At 68.3% G+C, this 18,577-nt stretch carries 16 protein-coding genes; 9 read left to right on the forward strand and 7 right to left on the reverse strand.

Annotation, left to right across the window (positions count from 1 at the left end; translation table 11 throughout):
- Window positions 1-2: 2 nt before the first annotated feature.
- Entirely contained in the window at window positions 3-1,301 is a 1,299-nt protein-coding gene (locus tag OH146_RS12315) for a CDP-glycerol glycerophosphotransferase family protein (RefSeq protein WP_265161219.1), read from the forward strand.
- 15 nt (window positions 1,302-1,316) lie between these two features.
- On the opposite strand, the gene OH146_RS12320 is transcribed toward OH146_RS12315, so the two are convergent.
- From OH146_RS12320 to OH146_RS12335, 4 genes are all read right to left on the reverse strand, one after another.
- Complete coding sequence (locus OH146_RS12320; RefSeq protein ID WP_265161221.1) at window positions 1,317-2,168, reverse strand: hypothetical protein; 852 nt, start codon at window positions 2,166-2,168, stop codon at window positions 1,317-1,319.
- 102 nt (window positions 2,169-2,270) lie between these two features.
- Window positions 2,271-3,026 (reverse strand): ABC transporter ATP-binding protein, encoded by a 756-nt coding sequence (locus tag OH146_RS12325; protein ID WP_265161223.1) that lies wholly within the window; start codon window positions 3,024-3,026, stop codon window positions 2,271-2,273.
- Complete coding sequence (locus OH146_RS12330; protein WP_265161225.1) at window positions 3,026-3,823, reverse strand: ABC transporter permease; 798 nt, start codon at window positions 3,821-3,823, stop codon at window positions 3,026-3,028. Before OH146_RS12330 ends, OH146_RS12325 begins: the two co-directional genes overlap by 1 nt.
- 65 nt (window positions 3,824-3,888) lie before the next feature.
- A complete protein-coding gene (locus OH146_RS12335) occupies window positions 3,889-4,584 on the reverse strand; it encodes a phosphocholine cytidylyltransferase family protein (RefSeq protein ID WP_265161227.1) in 696 nt (231 codons plus the stop codon).
- A 277-nt stretch (window positions 4,585-4,861) separates the two neighbouring features.
- Here OH146_RS12335 and OH146_RS12340 point away from each other — a divergent pair, with 277 nt between their 5' ends.
- From OH146_RS12340 to OH146_RS12355, 4 genes are read left to right on the forward strand one after another with little or no spacing between them, the layout of a single operon-like run.
- The gene (locus OH146_RS12340; protein ID WP_372508504.1) at window positions 4,862-5,860 is read left to right on the forward strand and encodes an ABC transporter ATP-binding protein; all 999 of its coding nucleotides are present in this window, start codon (window positions 4,862-4,864) and stop codon (window positions 5,858-5,860) included.
- Window positions 5,836-7,407: an ABC transporter permease gene (locus OH146_RS12345; RefSeq protein WP_265161229.1), complete on the forward strand. Its 1,572-nt coding sequence runs from the start codon at window positions 5,836-5,838 to the stop codon at window positions 7,405-7,407. The genes OH146_RS12340 and OH146_RS12345 overlap by 25 nt, the downstream gene beginning before the upstream one ends.
- Window positions 7,408-7,446: 39 nt before the next feature.
- The gene (locus OH146_RS12350) at window positions 7,447-7,707 is read left to right on the forward strand and encodes a DUF3039 domain-containing protein (protein WP_265161231.1); all 261 of its coding nucleotides are present in this window, start codon (window positions 7,447-7,449) and stop codon (window positions 7,705-7,707) included.
- A gap of 2 nt (window positions 7,708-7,709) precedes the next feature.
- On the forward strand, window positions 7,710-8,063 hold the full coding sequence (locus tag OH146_RS12355; protein WP_265161233.1) for a GntR family transcriptional regulator: 354 nt from the start codon (window positions 7,710-7,712) through the stop codon (window positions 8,061-8,063).
- A 76-nt stretch (window positions 8,064-8,139) separates the two neighbouring features.
- Here OH146_RS12355 and OH146_RS12360 read toward each other — a convergent pair whose 3' ends face one another.
- Entirely contained in the window at window positions 8,140-9,732 is a 1,593-nt protein-coding gene (locus OH146_RS12360) for an isocitrate lyase (protein ID WP_265161235.1), read from the reverse strand.
- A gap of 166 nt (window positions 9,733-9,898) precedes the next feature.
- Window positions 9,899-11,518 carry a malate synthase A gene (gene aceB, locus OH146_RS12365; protein WP_265161237.1) on the reverse strand — a complete coding sequence of 540 codons (1,620 nt, stop codon included), beginning with the start codon at window positions 11,516-11,518 and terminating at the stop codon, window positions 9,899-9,901.
- A gap of 128 nt (window positions 11,519-11,646) precedes the next feature.
- Here aceB and OH146_RS12370 point away from each other — a divergent pair, with 128 nt between their 5' ends.
- Complete coding sequence (locus OH146_RS12370; RefSeq protein WP_265161238.1) at window positions 11,647-13,104, forward strand: helix-turn-helix transcriptional regulator; 1,458 nt, start codon at window positions 11,647-11,649, stop codon at window positions 13,102-13,104.
- 149 nt (window positions 13,105-13,253) lie between these two features.
- On the opposite strand, the gene OH146_RS12375 is transcribed toward OH146_RS12370, so the two are convergent.
- Window positions 13,254-14,546, reverse strand: a complete 1,293-nt coding sequence (locus OH146_RS12375; RefSeq protein ID WP_265161240.1) for a nicotinate phosphoribosyltransferase — start codon at window positions 14,544-14,546, stop codon at window positions 13,254-13,256.
- 66 nt (window positions 14,547-14,612) lie between these two features.
- Between OH146_RS12375 and OH146_RS12380 the strand changes: the two genes are divergently transcribed.
- Genes OH146_RS12380 through OH146_RS12390 form a run of 3 tightly spaced genes read left to right on the forward strand, consistent with a single transcriptional unit; the run spans window position 14,613 to window position 18,577 of the window.
- Window positions 14,613-15,995: a MurL-like N-terminal domain-containing gene (locus OH146_RS12380; protein ID WP_265161242.1), complete on the forward strand. Its 1,383-nt coding sequence runs from the start codon at window positions 14,613-14,615 to the stop codon at window positions 15,993-15,995.
- Window positions 15,992-17,326: a UDP-N-acetylmuramoyl-L-alanine--D-glutamate ligase gene (murD, locus tag OH146_RS12385; protein ID WP_265161244.1), complete on the forward strand. Its 1,335-nt coding sequence runs from the start codon at window positions 15,992-15,994 to the stop codon at window positions 17,324-17,326. Before OH146_RS12380 ends, murD begins: the two co-directional genes overlap by 4 nt.
- Before the next feature lie 3 nt (window positions 17,327-17,329).
- Window positions 17,330-18,577 carry an FAD-dependent oxidoreductase gene (locus OH146_RS12390; protein WP_265161246.1) on the forward strand — a complete coding sequence of 416 codons (1,248 nt, stop codon included), beginning with the start codon at window positions 17,330-17,332 and terminating at the stop codon, window positions 18,575-18,577.

The raw sequence follows: 18,577 nt of genomic DNA on the forward strand, positions 1-18,577 counted from the left end.
TGATGCCGCTGCGCAACGACATCACCACTGCCCGCCGGCTGCTCAGGAATCTCCTCCGCGGGCGACGCACCCGCAATGAGCTGACGCGCAGGCTTCCCGCCGCGTCGAAGCCGCAGGCAGGCAGCATCCAGGTCGCCGTCTACTTCGCGGATGCCGCAGTCAACATGTACCAGGTGCGGCAGTGGTATGCCCCGCTCGCGGAGCTCTCGAAGCGTTGGCCCGTAGCGATCATCGCGCGCACCCCCAGCACGATGTTGCGGCTGCTCGACGAGGCGCCTGTGCCCGTCGTGTATGCGCGCAAGGTGGTCGACCTCGAGAAGTTCGTCGCCGAGCAGGACCTGCGCATCGTCTTCTACGTCAATCAGAACGCCCGGAACTTCCAGATGTTCCGCTACGGGCGCATGTGGCACGTGTTCATCAACCACGGCGAGTCCGACAAGATGTACATGACCACCAACCAGTTCAAGGCCTACGACTACAGCTTCATCGCGGGGGAGGCCGCCCACGAGCGCCTGGCGCGTAAACTGTGGGCCTTCGATGTCGACCGTCGCACGATCCAGATCGGCCGGCCTCAGGCGGACCACATGGCGGGCGAGCTGCCTTACACGCCCGACGAGCGCACTGTCGTGCTCTACTCACCCACCTGGGAGGGTGATCGCGCTGCAGCGGCCTACGGCTCGGTCGCCTCGCACGGCGTCGCCCTCACGCGGGCGCTTCTCGCCGACCCGCGCTTCCGGCTCGTGTACCGTCCGCATCCGCGCACGGGCGTGCTCGACCCGGCCACAAAGGCGGCGAACGAGACCATCATCGCGGCGATCGCGGCCGCCAACACCGCCGACCCGACCGCGCAGCACGTCTTCGACGACGGTCCGACGCTTGGCTGGCAGCTCGCAGCGGCGGATGTCGCGATCACCGACATCTCGGCGATGATCTACGACCGGCTCGCGACCGGCAAGCCGCTCCTCGTCACGCGCCCCTCCTCGCCCGAAGCTGACGTGGACGCGGAAGGCTACCTGGGGGCGGCCGAGTGGCTCTCGGCGGAGGAGGCGGCGGATGTCGTCACCCACGTCGAGCGGGTGAGCGAGGACGAAGCGGCGCTCGAGACCCTACGGTACTGGGTGCGCCGCCACTTCGGGGATACGACCCCGGGTGCGGCGACCGCCCGCTTCCACGCCGCCGTCGAACAGCTCATGGGGGAGTGGGAGCGGCACGCGGCCATCCACCGGGGCGACCGTCTCGAGCGGGAGGCGGACCCCTTCACGCGCGACGAGGACGACGAGGTCACGCCCGGCACGGAGTGACGCTCGGCACCCCAGTCAGGAAGCTTCGCCGGATCGCTCGGCAGCAGCATCCGGCTTCTCAGCGGCAGTGCTGCTGGGAGCGGCGGGGAGTTGACGGCGCAGGGGGATGAGGAGCGGCGAAACCTTCGGCAGGCGGACGCTCGGCCGCGGTCGCGGCGGGTTCACCTGCTCGAGGTTGGGCGGGAAGACGGCCGGGGCCGGCCCGAAGGCCTGACGCGACGCAGCGACGATGCGCCGCCCGAGGAGGTGGTTCGCGGTGCCGCCGACGACAGCGCCGACACCGAAGGGCAGGAGCCGGCCGACGGCACCGGCCGAGGTGTTGCGCGCGAAGCGGCCGATGAAGGCGCGCTTGACCCGATCGGCGATGGGCCCCACGAAGGCCTGCGGCACGGAGCGGCCGATGACGTCTCCCCAGAAGGCCGTCCGGGGCACGCCGCGCCCCGTCGCCTGTGCAGCGAGGTTCCGCACGAGCTCGGCGCCGCTCGTGCCGAGCATCATCGCCATCACGACGGTGCGTGCGCGGTCGGGGTCCGTTACGGCGATGCCGTGGATCTCGGTGACGGACTGTGCGAAGAGGGCGCTCATCTCGAGGAAGACGCCCGTCTCCACGCCCGTGAGGGCGAGGCTGACCCCAGTGCCAACACCGGGGACGACGGCCGCTGCGCCGACGCCGGCGCCGCCCGCCGTAACCGCAGAGAGGTAGTGCTTCTCAAGGATGCGGATGATCTCCTCCGGCGAAGCATCCGGATGCCGCCGCCGCACGTTTCGCACGTGGGCGAGCACGGCGGGCCGCTGTGTCGTGATGAGCCGGTCGAAGCCGCGCACCACCATCGTGGGCGAGGTAGTGATGTGTTCCTGCTCCGTCACGACGGCCTCCTTCTGCTGGGTGTTCAATGCTAGGCCGACGAGCGTGAGGATCCGCTCTGCGCGAGTCGCCGGGGCCGATTGCCCGCGCGACTGTGCAAGCGACTAGGAGTTGTAGTCGGCGTTGTACCGCTCGAGCACCTCGTCGATGGGGGCATCGAGCACGAGGCGTCCCTTGTCGAGGTAGAGCCCGCGCGTGCAGAAGCGCCTGAGGTCGCGCTCGTTGTGGGAGACGAAGAAGAGGGTGCGCCCACCCTCGAGCAGTTCCTCGATGCGCCGGTAGCACTTCTCGCGGAATGCCTTATCGCCCACGGCGAGAACCTCGTCCACCAGCAGGATCGGTTCCTCGAGTCGGGTGACGACGGCGAAGGCGATGCGCACGCGCATCCCGCTGGAGAGGTGCTTGTAGGGGGTGTCGAGGAAGTCGCCGATCTCAGCGAACTCGATGATCTCGTCGAATCGCTCCTCGATCTCGGCTCGGGACATCCCGTGCAGGCCCGCCGTGAGGAAGACGTTGTCGCGCACCGTGAGATCGTCGACGAAACCGCCTGTGATCTCGATGAGCGGCGCGACACCTCCGCGCACCGACACAGACCCCTCATCGGGCAGGATGACCTCGGCCACAAGCTTGAGGAGCGTCGACTTGCCCTGCCCGTTGCGGCCGACGACACCGATCGCCTCGCCCGCAGACACCGAGAAATCAACGTTCCGCAGAGCCCAGAACTCGCCGGGCCGGCTGCGGCGGGCGCGGCCCGCGAAGAGGTCCTTGAAGCTGCGACGCGCACGGCGGTTGCGCTTGAAGCGGATGCCGGCATCCGTCACATCGATGACGGCCGGACGCGATTCGGATGCTGCTGCCATCAGATCTCCTTGAGCACGGCACGCTCCGTGCGCCGGAACACGAGAAGGCCGATCACGAGGAAGGCGGCACTCATCGCGGCCCCGATGCCGATGGTCTGCCAGTCCAGCTGCTCGGGGAAGAACGCCCCCCGGTAGAGGGAGAAGATCCCCGCGAGCGGATTGAAGGAGGCCCAGAAGTGCAACCCCTCGGGCAGGTCGGTGATGCCGTAGATGATGGGGGAGGCGTAGAAGAGGAAGCGCAGCGCGAGCTTGGTTGCTCGCTCGAGGTCGCGGAAGAAGACGACGAGCGGTGCGACGATCAGGCCGATGCCCATCACGAGCATCGCCTGCAGCACGACCGCGAGCGGGAACAGCACGACCTGCCAGTGCAGCTGCGCGCCCGTGGCGATCGCGAATACCGCCAGCACCGGAATGCTCGCGAGGAACTCGATGCCCTTGGAGAGCACGATGCGGTTGACCCAGATCGTGCGGGGCAGCTTGGTCGACCGCACGAGCTTCGCCTCACGGATGAAGGCGCGCGTGCTGTCAGAGACGCCTCCGTTGAACCACATCCACGGCAGCAGTGCGACAAGCAGGAAGACGATGTAGGGCTCTTCGCCCACGGGACGTTCGAATACCTGCGTGAAGACGAACCAGTAGATGGAGGCCATCACGAGCGGATCGAGGATCGACCACACGTAGCCGAGCGCGGATGTGGAGTAGCGCACTCGGAGGTCGCGCACCGTCAGCAGCCAGAGCGAGCGCCGATAGCGCTCGACAGGCGACCACTGCGGTCGCGGGGCGGGGCTGACGGGCACCCGCCTATCGTATTGGGTCGCGGCTGCGCAGCCCCCGCGATCGGGGCGCGTCCGCCCTCCGCGGCTCAGCGGAAGAGAAGGTTGGCGCGCTCGAGATCCTCGGCGAAGTCCACCTCGACCGCGTACAGGTCGGAGATGTCGATCGGTTCGAAGCGAAGGCCGTCCTGCTCGATCGCGAGCTCGATTCCGCGCTCGAAGTAGTCCTGGTCGCCGACGCGGCCCAGCTGGCGCAGGAGCGCCGCCTTGTCGTCGCGCGAGACGTAGTTGATGCCGACTGCCTCGCCGAGGCCGCCGGCGACGGTCTTCGAGAGCTCGCGGATGTAGCCCTGCGCGTCGGTCGTGTACTTGACCTCCTCGTCAGACACCTTGGCGGTGTTGACCGTGACGAAGGACTGCTCGCGGGCGACGAGCTTCGCCGCGCGCTCGAGAGCCTCGGGGTCGAAGACGACGTCACCGTTCATCCAGAGCACGCCACCGGGCGCGGACGCGCGGAGGGCGCGCATGAGGCTCTTCGAGGTGTTGGTCACGTCGTACTGCTCGTTGTAGACGAAGGATGCCTCGGGGAAGGCCTCGATGATGTGCTCGAGCTTGTATCCGACAACAATGCTGACCTTGGCGGCGGGGCCGAAGGCGTGATGGATGTTGTCGAACTGCTGCTGCATGATCGTGCGGCCGTCGCTCAGCTCGGTGAGGGACTTGGGCAGGCTCCGCCCGAGGCGGCTGCCCATGCCGGCGGCGAGGATCACGATCTGGGTGCTCACGAGTTTGTCTCCTTAGACGAGTGAAGAGTATGGCCGCGGTATTGGGAACCCCTGCACGTGCGCCCCGGCGTGACTTGGGGACGCTTTGTCGCTCTGTTCAGGTTCCGTTCACCCGGCGGCGAAGGACAGGACACCTCGTTGTGCTGGGATCTAGGCTACCGAGACTCGTGTGCAAACGGTCGGGTTCACAGCGCACTGTGCACATTTCGTGACCCAACTGCGACACAAAACCGTCCACCCCGTGCTGCTTCCTCGCCACCGTTGGTACGGTTGAGCGGTGACACAGGAGCCCGCTGCCAAATCGACCCCCTTCTCGATCGAGCAGGCGCTCTCGCGGTTCGACCTCCTGATCGATCAACTCGAGGCGAGAAGCCCCGGTGAGGCTGAGCCCGTCGTCGACACCCTCACACCGGACGGTGTCACCGCGCAGGCGGGCGCCGTGACATCCGCAGCCACCACCGCCGGCGTGAGGCAGAGTGAGCGGCCGCGCAGCGCCGTGCCGCTGCAGACGGATGCCCCCGTCGTGCTGTCGGTCTCGGGCCTCGTGAAGCGTTACGGCTCCACCGTCGCCGTCGACGGGGTTGATCTCGAGGTGCGGGGTGGGCAGATCTTCGGCCTCGTCGGGCCCAATGGTGCGGGCAAGACCACGACGCTCTCGATGGTGACGGGGCTCCTGCGCCCCGATCAGGGCTCCGTGCTCGTAAGCGGCCGCGACGTGTGGGTGGACCCTGCCGCCGCCAAGCGGGACATGGGCATCCTGCCCGATCGTCTGCTGCTCTTCGATCGGTTGACTGGCCGACAGCTCCTCTACTATTCCGGCATGCTCCGCGGGCTCGACCGCGACACCGTCGTGGCCCGCTCGGGAGAGCTCATCGCCGCCTTCGATCTCGACGACGCGCAGGACAGACTCGTCACCGACTACTCGGCCGGCATGACGCGCAAGATCGCGCTCGCGGCCGCCATGATCCACTCTCCCCGGCTGCTCATCCTCGACGAACCCTTCGAATCGGTCGATGCGGTCTCGGTCGCGACCGTCCTCGACATCCTGCGGCGCTACGCGAGGGCGGGGGGCACAGTCGTGCTGTCGAGCCACAGCATGGACCTGATCGAGAGCGCGTGCGATTCGGTCGCCGTCATCGCGGAGGGGCGCGTGCTCGTGAGCGGCACGACGGAGAGTGTGCGGGGTGACATCTCGCTCGAGGATCGCTTCGTGAGCATGATCGGCGAGCTGCAGCCCGGGGAGGACATGGAGTGGTTGCGCTCTTTCTCCGACTGAGGCTCGCGCAGTTCTCGCATTCGCTCCGTCGACGCCCGACAGAGCTGCTGGGGCTTGCGATCCTGCTGGCGCTGGGGCTCGTGCTGACGGGCTACGCGATCGAGTCCTTTGCCGATATCTCGGAGCTCGCGCTGGGGGAGGCGGCGACCCGGGGCATCCTCAGCGGCGCTCTCATCACCCTCGGGTTCCTGCTGCTGCCCCTCCTCACGGTGCCCGATGACATCGCCGACCCGCGCGTCTTCGGGCCGCTCGGGTTGCGCGCGGGCATCGTCGCCCGGGGGCTCGCCGCGAGCGCCCTCATCAGCGTTCCCTCCGTGCTTCTCATCGTCACGGTCCTCGCCTATGTGCTCGCGTGGTCCGCGCATCCGGGGGTCGCCCTCGTCGCGGTGCTCTCGGGCGTGCTCATCATCGCGACCACGGTTCTGGGCGCGCGACTCACCCGTTCGCTCGCGGTAATCGTCTTCTCCGCGCGCAGGCTGCGCGAAATGGCGGGACTCCTGGGTGTCTTCGCCCTGCTGAGCGGCCTGCCCTTCGCGCTCTCCCTCGCGCTCGGCATGCGAGAGTCTTCGCTCGCCGAACGTGTCGCCGAGGCCGCCTCCGCGGTCGGCGCATCGCCACTCGGCCTCGCGTGGGCCGCGCCCGCCGACGCTGCCGCGGGTGACATCGACGGTGCCCTCGGCAAGCTCACGCTCGCGCTGCTGTTCCTCGCGGTGCTGTGGCTCCTCTGGTACGCCCTCGTCGCACGGATGCTGCGCACGCGTGGCGGTGTCGACCCGAGCCTCGAGGTGGCCGGGCGGGGGCTCGGCTGGTTCGACGTCATGCCCCGGACGGCGGCCGGCGCGATCGCCGCGCGTAGCCTGAGCTACTGGGTGCGAGATGGGCGATACAAGCTGGCGCTCGCGGTCATCCCCGTCATCTCGCTCGCCGTCATCGTGCCCTTCCTCGTGATCGGCGTCTGGTGGCAGAATCTCGCCCTCGTGCCGCTCCCGGTCGCCTGTCTCTTCATCGGGTGGCTGCTGCACAACGATCTTGCTCACGACAGCTCCGCGCTCTGGATGCACATCGCCGCGAATGTCCCGGGCTGGGCCGACCGCCTCGGTCGCGCCATCCCCGTCCTCGCGCTCGGCATCGTGGTGATCGCCCTGCTCGCGCCCATCTCGGTGCTGCTCTACGGCGACTGGACGGTCTTCCCCTCGATGCTGGGGGTCTGCATCTCGGCCGTGTTCTCGGGAGTGGGGATCTCGAGCTACCTGTCCGCGCGCATGCCCTACGCCGCTGTGCGCCCCGGCGCCAGCCCCTTCGCGCAACCGCAGTCCTCGGGCAGCGCGGCAGGGCAGGCGGTGTCGTTCTTCCTGATCGTCCTCGCCTGTCTTCCCTCGCTCCTCCTTGCCGGGATGGAGCTCGCGGAGGGCGGCGACTGGGGTCTCTACTCGCTCCTCGCGGGCATCGGGGTCGGGCTGCTTGTGCTGGTTCTCGGGATTGCCGCTGGTGCGCGCGTGTTCTCTCGCCAAGCCCCCGAGCTGCTCGCCTTCACCCTGCGCAACTGACCCGCCTGTGGGCTGGCGCCAACGCTTACCATGGAGCGTATGAGCGACACAGAGCACACCGGCGGCGGCACCGACACCCTGGACCGCGAGCTCGAAGAGCTCCTCTTCCAGGAGCAGCTCGACGAGGGAGACCATGAGCGCTACTCCCACTATGTCAACAAGGACAAGATCATGAAGTCGGCGCTCACGGGCAGGCCCGTCATCGCGCTGTGCGGCAAGGTGTGGACGCCGGGGCGCGACCCGCAGAAGTTCCCCGTCTGCCCCACCTGCAAGGAGATCTACGAGTCGATGAAGAAGTAGCCGTGTTCCGCATCGACGCCTCCTCCTCCGTTCCGCCCTTCGAACAGCTGCGCGATCAGGTGGTCGAGCAGGTGAGCAGCGGGCGACTCGCGGCAGGGGCGAAACTGCCCACCGTGCGAGGGCTCGCAATCGATCTGGGGATCGCCGCGAACACGGTCGCGCGTGCGTATCGCGAGCTCGAGGCATCCGGAATCATCGAGACGCGGGGCAGGGCCGGGTCCTTCGTCGCGGCACAGGGCGACGTCGTGGAGCAGCGCGGTCAGCAGGCGGCACGGGAGTACGCCGAGAGCATCCGAAAGCTGGGGATCGATACGGATGTCGCGCTCGAGTGGGCGGCGGCGGCCCTGCGTTCCTGACTCGTCGCTTGGCGCGTGGGGAGGCAGCATGAAGCCCCGGCCGAGCGGCCGGGGCTTCATGCTGTAGCTCAGCAGATCAGAACTGGTTCATCGTGTTGTTCTTGCCACCGGCCTTGAGCGCGGCGTCGCCGGCGAAGTACTCCTTGTGGTTGTCGCCAATGTCGGAGCCGGCCATGTTCTGGTGCTTGACGGTTGCGATGCCCTCGCGGATCTCACGGCGCTGCACACCCTTGACGTAGGCGAGCATGCCCTGGTCGGCGAAGTACCCCTTGGCGAGGTCATCCGTCGACAGCGCGGCCGTGTGGTAGGTCGGGAGCGTGATGAGGTGGTGGAAGATTCCCGCCTGCGCCGAGGCGTCCCGCTGGAAGGTGCGGATGCGGTCGTCGGCGAGCTGCGCGAGCTCCGTCTCGTCGTACTCGGGGCTCATGAGGTTGGCGCGGTCATAGGCCGAGACATCCTTGCCCTCCTCCGCCATGGCGTCGTACGCCTGCTGGCGGAAGTTGAGGGTCCAGTTGAAGGAGGGGCTGTTGTTGTAGACGAGCTTCGCGTTGGGGATGACCTTGCGAACCTCGTTCACCATGCCCGCGATCTGACCGATGTGCGGCTTCTCCGTCTCGATCCACAGCAGGTCGGCGCCATTCTGCAGCGACGTGATGCAGTCGAGCACGCAGCGCTCCTCGCCCGTGCCCTGACGGAACTGGTAGAGGTTGCTCGCGAGGCGCTTGGGGCGCAGGAGCTTGCCATCGCGCTTGATGACGACGTCGCCGTTGCCGAGCTCGCCATCCGCGATCTCCTCGACGTCGAGGAAGGAGTTGTACTGGTCGCCGAGGTCGCCCGGCTCCTGCGTCACCGCGATCTTCTGGGTCAGGCCGGCGCCGAGCGAGTCCGTACGCGCCACGATGACGCCGTTGTCGACACCGAGCTCGAGGAAGGCGTATCGCACGGCGTTGAGCTTGGCGATGAAGTCCTCGTGCGGCACCGTGACCTTGCCGTCCTGGTGGCCGCACTGCTTCTCGTCCGAGACCTGGTTCTCGATCTGGATGGCGCAGGCTCCGGCCTCGATCATCTTCTTTGCGAGCAGGTAGGTCGCCTCAGGGTTTCCGAAACCCGCGTCGATGTCGGCGATGATCGGCACGACATGCGTCTCGTAGTTGTCGATCTGGTTCTGGATGAATTCGACCGAGGTCTCGTCGCCAGCGGCCCGGGCGTTGTCGAGCTGCGTGAAGAGCAGGTCGAGCTCACGGGCATCCGCCTGACGCAGGAAGGTGTAGAGCTCCTCGATGAGCGCGGGCACGGCGGTCTTCTCGTGCATCGACTGGTCGGGCAGTGGGCCGAACTCCGACCGCAGGGCCGCGACCATCCAACCGGAGAGGTAGAGGTAGCGCTTGTTGGTGCTCTTGAGGTGCTTCTTGATCGAGATCAGCTTCTGCTGGCCGATGAAGCCGTGCCACACGCCGAGCGACTGCGTGTAGACGGAGGAGTCGGCGTCGTACTCCTCCATGTCACGCCGCATGATGTCGGCCGTGTACTTCGCGATGTCGAGGCCCGTCTTGAAGCGGTTCTGCGCTCGCATTCGAGCGACGGACTCGGGGTTGATCGCATCCCAGCTGCTTCCGTGCTGCTCCTTGAGGGCAGTGATGGCCTCGATGTCGTCCTGGTAGGCGGTCATGATGTCTCTTCCTTCGGTGATGGGCGGTGCTCAGGTGCGAGCGGAATTGGAAAGGAGGGGGAGCCGCGGAATCGGGGGTATTCCGCGGCTCCCGTCGTCGCGCGCGTGGCCGGCGGGCGACGGAACCGGCGCGCAAGGGCGGGCGCATGCCGGCGTCGTGCGAGCGCTAGGCCATGGCGGCCGGCTCGGTCTCCTCGACGAGGTAGCGGGTGTAGGCCGTGATCGTGAGGAAGGTCGGGTACTCCTCGCGCAGCGCCACGTCGCGGAACACTTCGATCGCGTCGTCGAAGCGGTCGCCCTCCTGGCGGGGCAGGTCGAGGCGTTCGATGATTCCCTCGACGACCTCGGGGGAGATGACGGTTCCCTCCTCCGTCACCGTGCCCTGGTGGATCCACTGCCAGATCTGTGAGCGGCTGATCTCGGCGGTCGCGGCGTCCTCCATGAGGTTGTCGATCGCGGCGGCGCCGACACCCCGCAGCCACGACTCGATGTAGCGGACGGCGATCGACACGTTGTCGCGCAGGCCCGCGTCCGTCACGGTGCCACCGATCGAACGGATGTCGAGAAGCTGGTCGCGCGTCACGTGCACGTCGGGGCGCAGGCGGTCGACCTGGTTGGGCTTGTCGCCGAGCACGGCGTCGAACTCCTTCTTGGCCGTGGGGATGAGGTCGGGGTGCGCGACCCACGACCCGTCGAAACCGTCGTTGGCCTCGCGGCGCTTATCGGCGGCGACCTGCTCGAGGGCGCGCTCCGTGACCTCGGGGTCGCGACGGTTCGGGATGAACGCGCTCATGCCGCCGATCGCGAAGGCGCCGCGCTTGTGGCACGTGCTCACGAGCAGCTCGGTGTAGGCGCGCATGAAGGGCACCGTCATCGTGATCTGCTTGCGGTCGGGCATCACGTACCACTGGCCGCGGCCGCGGTAGTTCTTGATGATCGAGAAGATGTAGTCCCAGCGACCGGCATTGAGGCCGGCGCAGTGGTCGCGCAGTTCGTAGAGGATCTCCTCCATCTCGAAGGCGGCAGGGATCGTCTCGATCAGGACGGTCGCGCGGATCGTGCCGTGCTCGAGACCCAGGTGCTGCTCGGAGAAGGTGAAGACGTCATCCCAGAGCCGCGCCTCGAGGTGTGACTCGAGCTTCGGCAGGTAGAAGTAGGGCCCGCGGCCCTGCTCGATGAGCTTCTTCGCGTTGTGGAAGAAATAGAGGCCGAAGTCGACGAGGCTGCCGGATGCGGCCATGCTGATGCCCGTGCGGTCGACGAAGCGCAGGTGCTTCTCCACCAGGTGCCAGCCGCGTGGGCGGAAGACGATGGTCGGCGTGCGCTCGGCCGTGACGGCGTAGGACTTGCCCTCGGGGCTCGTGTAGTCGAGCTGGCCGCGCAGGAAGTCGTAGAGGCTCAGCTGGCCGCCGATCACATTTCCCCAGGTGGGGCTGGTCGCGTCTTCCTGGTCGGCGAGCCAGACGTTGGCGCCGGAGTTGAGTGCGTTGATCGCCATCTTGCGGTCGGTGGGGCCCGTGATCTCGATGCGACGGTCCTCGAGGCCGGGGCCGGCGCCAGCGACCTTCCAGGAGTCGTCGTTGCGGATGTGCTCCGTCTCCGGCAGGAAGCGCAGGTCCCGGCCGTTGCCGAGGTCGAAGCGCCGCTGCATGCGGTCGGCAAGGCGATCGTGACGGGGGCCGCTGAATCGAGCGTGGAGCTCTGCCACGAACGTCAACGCCTCGTCGGTCAGGATCTCGTCGAAGCGGTCCCCGCGGGGGCCCGCGATCTCGATGATGGGGTTCATGGTCTGGCCTTTCGTCAGGTGCGTGAGACCACTCTGTGGCAAGAATCGAGGCCCTTCTTGCCAAGTGTGGGCAGAAGTTTTCGAATTCTTCTGTTGCGTAGAAGAAGCAGTTCTGGCACCCTCGACGCATGACCGAAACGCTCGCCCCGCCGCCCGACAACACGCTCGACGCCCTCACAATCGGCAAGCGCATCCGCCAGCTCCGCACCGAACGAGGCATGACCCTCGACGATCTCGGCGCGGCGATCGGACGTGCACCGTCGCAGGTGAGCGTGCTTGAGAACGGCAAGCGCGAGCCGAGGATCAGCGATCTCCAAACCCTCGCCCGCGCCCTCGGTGTGGGCCTCGACGCGCTCCTCGCTGCCGAAGCGCCCTCCAAGCGTGCGGCCCTCGAGATCGCCCTCGAGCGGGCACAGCGCGGGCCCCTCTACTCCTCACTGGGGCTTCCGGCCCTTCCCGTGCGCAAGACCCTCAGCGACGAGGCGATCGAGACGATCCTCGGCCTGCACGCCGAGCTCGAGCGACTGCACCGGCAGCGCGCGGCCACCCCCGAGGAGGCGCGTCGCGCGAACACGGAGCTGCGCAAGCAGATGCGCACCCAGAACAACTACTTTCCCGAGCTCGAGCAAACGGCGGCGAAGCTGCTCGCGGCCGTTGACCACTCGGGGGGACCGCTGTCACAGCGCGTGGCATCCGATCTGGCTTCTCATCTGGGATTCTCGCTGCACTATGTGAAGGACCTGCCCGCATCAACCCGCTCCGTGACCGATCGCAAGCACGGGCGCATCTATCTGCAGATGAACCCCGGAGGCGACCCGCGCACCTCGCTCCTGCAGGCGCTCGCCGGCCATGTGCTGGGTGTGGGGGAGCCGCGCGACTACGCGGAGTTCCTGCGCCAGCGGGTCGAGACGAACTATCTCGCCGCAGCGCTCATGGTGCCTGAGGCGGGGGCGGTCGAGTTCCTCACGAAAGCGAAGAGCGCCAAGGAACTCTCGGTCGAAGACCTGCGCGACGCCTTCGCGGTCACTTATGAGACGGCGGCGCACCGCTTCACCAACCTCTCCACGGAGCACCTCGGCATCCCCGTGCACTTCCTCAAGGTGCACGAATCGGGCACCATCTCGAAGGCCTACGAGAACGACAACGCCGCATTCCCCACGGATGCTCTGGGTGCCGTAGAGGGACAGGTCGTGTGTCGCCGCTGGAGTGCGCGGCAGGTGTTCGACGTCGACGATCGCTTCAGCCCCTACCACCAGTACACGGACAAGCCCGCGGGCACCTACTGGTGCACCTCGAGCATCCAGACGACCCACCAGGGAGCCTTCTCGGTGAGCGTCGGCACGCCGTTCGCCAACGTCAAGTGGTTCCGCGGACGGGACACGCGGCATCGGCAGGTGTCGTCGTGCCCTGACCCGGCCTGCTGCCGCCGCCCCCCGCAGGATCTCGCCGCCAAGTGGGAGGATCACGCCCTCCCGAGCGCGAGCCTCAACTCCTCACTGCTCGCCGCAGTGCCCTCCGGCTCCCTGACGGGCATCGAACAGAGCGAGGTGTATGCGTTTCTGGAGTCGCACGCGCCCCGCGACTGAGCGCTTCATCCGCCCGTTTCATCATTCAGGAAGTCGGCCGTCACGAGCCGCCATATGGGCCTCACAAGCCTCAGGGCTCTCCACTCGTCCCATCCGCAACAGCAGGTTCCTGAATGATGAAAGAACAGGGGCGGATGCTGCGGCGAGCGCTACACGTAGACGGTGGGCAGCACGGGCTCGCCGCGGCTGAGGCGCGCCGCCTCCGGGGGCAGCTCGGCCACGGCCGCCGCGCGGTGCTCACGTGCTGCGCGGGTGCCCTCAGCACCGAGATGCTGACGCTCGACCGCGCCATCCACCACGAGTGGCACGAGTAGCTCGCGGCCGTCATGCTCGGCGTGGCCGACGTGGATGACCTCGGCCGTCGCAACGCCGTCGACGAGCTGCCGCACGGGGAACTTGCGGCCGCCGACCGTGCCCTTGAGTGCCGAGCGCTTTGCGACCGAGATCCACTCGCCCGCGGCATCCTGCCGGGCGACGAGCTTGTAGACCATGCCGGAGGCGGGTGAGCCCGAGCCCGTTACGACCGAGGTGCCGACGCCGAAGGAGTCGACAGGGGAGGCCGCCATGGCCGCGATCGTGTACTCGTCGAGATCACTCGTGACCGTGATGCGGGTCTCGGTGGCGCCGAGCGAGTCGAGCTGGGCGCGGACGGCGGCCACCTGCTCGGGCAGGTCCCCGCTGTCGATCCGCACGGCGCCCAGGCCCGTGCCCGCGACCCGCACAGCCGTCTCGACAGCGCGGCTCACATCGTAGGTGTCGACGAGGAGCGTCGTGCCGGTGCCGAGCGCCTCGACCTGTGCCCGGAACGCCTGTTCCTCCGTGTCATGGAGCAGGGTGAAGGAGTGTGCGGCCGTGCCCATCGTCGGTACACCCCACGTGCGCCCCGCCTCGATATTGCTCGTCGCGGAGAAGCCCGCGATGTAGGCAGCGCGGGCGGCGGCGACGGCACTGCGCTCGCCCGTGCGGCGCGAGCCCATCTCGGCGAGGGGCCGCCCGCCCGCCGCGCTCACCATGCGGGCGGCGGCGGTCGCGACGGCGGAGTCGTAGTTGAGCACGCTCAGGATGAGGGTCTCGAGCACAACCGCCTCGGCGAAGCCTGCCTCGACGACGAGGAGCGGTGACCCGGGAAAAAACACCTCGCCTTCGCGATAGCCGTGGATGCTGCCGCTGAAGCGGTAGTCGGCGAGCCAGTCGAGCGTGGCCTCCGAGACAATGTGGTGTTCGCGGAGCCACGAGAGTTCCGCCTCCTCGAAGCGGAAGCGCTCGATGAGTTCGAGCAGCCGCCCCGTGCCGGCGAGCACCCCGTAGCGGCGGGCGCCGGGGAGTCGGCGGGCGAAGGCCTCGAAGACGGAGGGGCGGTCGTGGGTGCCGGCGCGAAGCGCAGCATCCACCATCGTCAGTTCGTATTGGTCGGTCAGCAGGGCCGTCGATGCGTCGCTCACGTCGCCAGCCTAGCCTCGCCATCCGAAGCCCAGCCCTGCCCGAAGTGCGTCGATTAGAGTTCTCCAGTGAGCAATCGAGGGGCGTTCGTGCCGAGCGACTACGGCAGCTTCCGCTTCGTGGGCATCGAGGTCGACGAGGCGAGTGGCGCGATCGACTTCTCCTATGAGCTGGCGGGGGCGGATGCCGCGACCCTCCCCTTCGCGGAGCGCATCATGCTCGCCCTGCCCGACGACGGGCGCAACGCCGAGTGGACGGCCGCCCGCGACATCCTGCCGCTCCTCGGTGCCGTGCTGGGGCTCAGTTACTACAAGGCGGCGGCGCCGCCGCGCTACGAGATCGCGGTCGACGGGCTCACGGATGCCGGGGCGATCTTCTTGCGGGAAGCCCTGCGGCACGGGCTCGCGGAGTTCGCATACCGCGCGGGGCTGCCGGCGCTGCTCGAGACCGAGGTCGTCGTCACGGGTGCGCGGGGGGAGGCCCGAGCATCCGCGGATCTGCCTGTCGAGCGGCTGCACCGCCCACTCGCGCCCGTCGGGGGCGGCAAGGACTCGGTCGTGACGGTCGAATCGTTGCGGCTCGCGGGGCTCGATGTGACCCAGTTCTCGGTCAAGCCGAACGCGATCATGCGCCGGGTGGCGGAGGCCGCCGAGCTGCCCTTCATCGCCGCCGACCGCCGGATCGACCCCGCGCTGCTCGAGCTGAATGGGCGGGGAGCCCTCAACGGGCACGTGCCGGTCACGGCCATGAACTCGCTCATCGCGGTCGCCCAGGCGCGGCTCCTCAGCCTCGGGCCGGTTGTGATGTCGAACGAGAACTCGGCGGCCGAGCCGACCATGGTCTGGAACGGCGAGCCCGTCAACCACCAGTGGTCGAAGAGCCTCGACGCCGAACTGCTGCTCGCTGCGGCGATCGAGGCGCAGACGGGCGAGCGGGGCGGCTACTTCTCGCTGCTGCGTCCCTTCACTGAGCTGAAGATCGCGGGCAAGTTCGCGGCGACTGACCGCTACGACCACGCGATCGTCAGCTGCAATCGCGCCTTCCGCCTCTCGGGGGCCGAACCGGGCTGGTGCGGCGAGTGCGCCAAGTGCCAGTTCGTCTTCCTGGTCCTCTCGCCATTCATGTCGCGCGAGCGTCTTGTCGGCATCATTGGCACCGACATGTTCGAGACCCCGGCTCTCGTCGACGGTTTCGCTTCCCTGCTCGGCATCGACGCCCACAAGCCCTTCGAGTGCGTGGGCGAGGAGGCCGAGTCGACCGTCGCCATGAGCCTCGCGGCGCGCTCGGCCGAGTGGGGGCAGAGCGCCGTCGTTCGTGCCATGGTCGAGCGCGCGCCCGAGCTGCTTGACGGTGACCCGGCGCTCGAGGCCTCCCTCTTCTCCGACCGCGAGGCGCCCACCATCCCGGCGATCTACTCGTCGGCCCGCAACGTGCTCGGGGCGCGATCGTGAGCGTGGATGCCGCGTTCCGCGGTCGGCGCGTGCTCATCGTCGGCACGGGGCGCGAGGGGCAGGCGGTGGCCTCACTCGCGGAGCCCATCGCGGCATCCGTTGTCGCCTACACGGACGACGATTCCGGGGTCGCCGCCTGGCGGGAGGCCTGGGGCGAGCTGGTGCCCGTGCACGTGCGCGCGGTCGAGGGAGGGTTCGACCTGGTCGTCGTGTCGCCCGGCGTGAGCCCGCGGCATCCGCTGCTTCAACGGGTGCGCGAGGCGGGCATTCCCGTGACGACGGGCACGAGCCTGTGGCTTGGCGAGCATGCGCGTGAGACCGTCGCGGTGACGGGCAGCAAGGGCAAGAGCACCACGAGCAGCCTCATCCACCACCTCGAGCAGGCGCTGCACGGGCCCGCCGTGCTCGGCGGCAACATAGGGGTGCCGCTGCTCGCGATGCCGGAATCGCCGCGCTACGTCGTCGAGCTGTCGAGCTACCAGTGCGCGGGGCTCGCGGTCTCGCCCGATACGGCAGTGCTGACCTCGCTGTTTCCCGAACATCTCGACTGGCACGGCAGCGAGCAGGCCTACTATCGCGACAAGCTCAACCTTGTCGCGCACCGCCCGCGCCGGGTGATCGTCAACGCGACGGATGGCCGCCTGCTCGCGGAGCTCACGACGCGGCAGCCCATGCTCGCCCCCGAGCTTGTGGGGCTCGACGAGAGCTTCCACGTCGCGGACGGGTGGTTCATGAAGGGCCGCGAGCGCCTCTTTGAGCGTGACCGGCTACCGCTCAAGGGGGAGCACAACGCCATCAACGCGTGCCTCGCGCTCGCCGCGATCGACCGCGACGGCCTCGACATCGTCGGCGCGCGCGGGGAGATCGCACGCGCACTGGCGGGCTTCGCGCCGCTCGAGCACCGGCTCGAGGAGATCCCGGATGCCTCTGGCCTCACCTTCGTCGACGACTCCCTGTCGACCAGCCCCTACGCGGCGATCGAGGCGATGCGGGCCTTCGCGGGGGCGCCCCTCACGCTTCTCGTGGGCGGGGCTGACCGGGGGGTGGATTACTCGCCCCTCGCGGAACATCTGGCGAAGCATCCGATCGCGGCCGTCGTCGGGCTTCCGGGCAGCGGGGAGAAGTTGGCGCGGCTCATGCCCTCGGGACAGCACACGGTTGTCGCCTCCGACATGAGGGAGGCGGTGGGCCTTGCGCGCGAGCTGACTCCCCAGGGTGGCGTCGTGCTGCTCTCGCCCGCCGCGCCGAGCTATGGCATTTACCGCAACTTTGCGGAGCGGGCGGCGGACTTCCGTTCGGCGATCGCAGCCACCGGAGAGAACTCGGACTGAGCGATGGACGCCCGGGCCCTCGAGACGACCTGCTGCATCGCGGGTGGGGGTCCGGCCGGGCTCATGTTGGGACTGCTGCTCGCGAGGGCGGGAGTTGATGTTGTCGTGCTCGAGAAGCATGACGACTTCCTCCGCGACTTCCGCGGCGACACGATCCACCCCTCCACGATCGACCTGCTCGACGAACTGGGGCTGCAGGAGGCCTTCTTGCGGCTGCCCCACACTCGCGTGGAGACCCTCGACGTCGTCGTCGCGGGCAACCGGATTACCCCCATCGACTTCAGGACCCTTCGCGGTGGAACCCGCTTCCTCGCCCTCATGCCCCAGTGGGACTTCCTGGACTTCATCGCGCGTGAGGCGGCGCGGCTGCCCCACTTCAGGCTCATCAAGGGGGCGAAGGTGACGGGTCTGCGACGGAAGTGGGGGCGCGTCGTGGGGGTGACGGCGCGGGGGAGCGAGGGTGAATTCACGGTGAGGGCTCACCTCACTGTCGCTGCGGATGGCCGCGGTTCCGTCGTCCGGCGCTCCGCGGGCCTGCCGGTCGCGGAGTTCGGCGTCGCCGTCGATGTGCTGTGGTTCCACCTCCCGACGGTGGGGGAGGTGCGGCACACGCTCGCCTACATGGATGGGCGCTCGGTCGTGCTGACGATCCCGCGCGACGGCTATTTCCAGGCCGGCATGATCATCCCCAAGGGTGCTTTCACCTCGATGCAGGAGGAGGGCTTGGCGGCCTTCCAGCGTCGCCTTGCCGAGACGGCGTCCGTTCTGGCGCCCGTCGTGGGTTCTCTCGAGTCGTGGAGTCAGGTCAAGCTCCTGACGGTGCAGGTCAATCGACTTCGTCGCTGGTATGCCCCGGGGCTGCTGTGCATCGGCGACGCGGCCCACGCCATGTCGCCCGCCTTCGGTGTCGGTGTGAACTACGCGATCCAGGATGCCGTCGCGACCGCCAACCTCCTCGCCGCCGGTCTGCGAGGCGGCACCGTCACCACTCGCGAGCTGCTTGCGGTGCAGAGGCGGCGTCTGCCCGCCGTGCGCATCATGCAGCCGCTACAACTGCAGCTGCACCGCCGTATCGCAAAACCCGGCTCCGGCTTCCGCCTGCCCCACCCGCTGCCCCCGGGGCCCGCGCTCGCGCTGCGGCTCGTGCTGCCGCTCGCCCGGGGGTTGACGGCGAGGCTCGTGGGCCGTGGCATCCGCCCTGAGCACATCTCGCCCGAGCTGCGGCGCCTCTTCGAGAGCGTGGGAGGATAG

This window comes from Homoserinimonas sedimenticola (assembly GCF_026094475.1).
Classification (GTDB): domain Bacteria; phylum Actinomycetota; class Actinomycetes; order Actinomycetales; family Microbacteriaceae; genus Homoserinimonas; species Homoserinimonas sedimenticola.

Excerpts from the sequence above, each read along its gene's own strand:
- OH146_RS12315 (WP_265161219.1), top strand. The coding sequence starts at position 3 with ATGCCGCTGCGCAACGACATCACCACTGCCCGCCGGCTGCTCAGGAAT.
- aceB (WP_265161237.1), bottom strand. The coding sequence starts at position 11,518 with ATGAACCCCATCATCGAGATCGCGGGCCCCCGCGGGGACCGCTTCGAC.
- OH146_RS12350 (WP_265161231.1), top strand. The coding sequence starts at position 7,447 with ATGAGCGACACAGAGCACACCGGCGGCGGCACCGACACCCTGGACCGC.
- OH146_RS12390 (WP_265161246.1), top strand. The coding sequence starts at position 17,330 with ATGGACGCCCGGGCCCTCGAGACGACCTGCTGCATCGCGGGTGGGGGT.
- OH146_RS12360 (WP_265161235.1), bottom strand. The coding sequence starts at position 9,732 with ATGACCGCCTACCAGGACGACATCGAGGCCATCACTGCCCTCAAGGAG.
- OH146_RS12370 (WP_265161238.1), top strand. The coding sequence starts at position 11,647 with ATGACCGAAACGCTCGCCCCGCCGCCCGACAACACGCTCGACGCCCTC.
- OH146_RS12325 (WP_265161223.1), bottom strand. The coding sequence starts at position 3,026 with ATGGCAGCAGCATCCGAATCGCGTCCGGCCGTCATCGATGTGACGGAT.